This window comes from Pseudomonas sp. Q11, assembly GCF_024494355.1.
Classification (GTDB): domain Bacteria; phylum Pseudomonadota; class Gammaproteobacteria; order Pseudomonadales; family Pseudomonadaceae; genus Aquipseudomonas; species Aquipseudomonas hefeiensis.
Window position 1 is genome coordinate 1 of sequence record NZ_JAKNQY010000065.1, and the last position, 1,060, is coordinate 1,060.

The 1,060-nt window shown below is 65.0% G+C and carries 1 pseudogene; it reads right to left on the bottom strand.

Annotation, left to right across the window (positions count from 1 at the left end):
• Positions 1–1,060: pseudogene (locus MA884_RS27755) on the bottom strand (hypothetical protein); the annotation flags it as partial.

Here is a 1,060-nt window from a genome sequence, read left to right on the forward strand (position 1 = left end):
ACCACTTGCCCGACACCCGGTCTTCCCTCGCCTTCGAACCGGACCGGGTTGTCGACCCAACCTCCAGCCACGGGCACGTCGATGGAAGGTTGATAAGTGCCCAGCACCACCGAACGCGGCGGTGAATCGGCAGAATCAAAACCCTCGCTCGATGCCACGGCCATCAGGCTGTAGAGGCCGCCCGGTTGATCGAACGTCACCGTCACCGACCAGGTGCGGTCGTCCAGCACCGGGCTACTGCCCAGCACCGAATGCGTGGCGTCACCCAGCTTCACCGTTACCGTGTCCCCCGGTACGCCGAAACCCGACACCACCACCCGCCGGCCGATGTGTTCGTCGCTGGCCGGGGTTTCAATGAACGGGGCAGCAGGGACGACGTTGAAGGTCAACGGCGCAGTGTCCTTGGAGGGCCGACCTTCGAAGCGTTGCCGGGCCAGAATCGTGGTCTCGCCCACCGGCAGCGTCACCTCAGCGCTCCAGCCTTCGGCGCCCACAAAAACATCCTCGATCAACGGTTCGCCGCCCTGGAGCCAGACATCAACCCGCCCGCCCTGCATGCCCGTGCCAGACAACACCATGGTGCGCGGCAGGTCGCCGCCTGGCTGCGGCACGTCAAACTCAGGTGGCAACACCACCACCTCGAATCTCACCGTCTCACTGCGCTCGGAAGGCACCCCACCCAGGGTCTGTTGCGCGTCGATGGTGTAGGAGCGAAACTCCAGCACGGGCAGCGCGATGAACCATTCACCATCGGCAGTCAGCACTTTGGGCTCGCCCAGATTCGTTTGAAATTGGGCGTCGCGCACTTGCATCGACGCTTCGGCCATGCCGTCACGCCCGCGGACGATCAGCTCGCGACCGACCTCGGCATTGGGGCTGGGGTCAGTGATCACGGGCTTGGGCACGGGCAGCGCGACCGTGAAGGTTCTGGATGCTTCAGGTGAGGTTTGCTGGGCGGCGGCCTGGATCAGCGTCGCGGTGTGGGTGACCTCGGGAGCAAACGGCTCGGTGCGCCGGAAGTGCCAGGTGCCGTTGTTATTCTCGACGGGGTGTTCGGTGG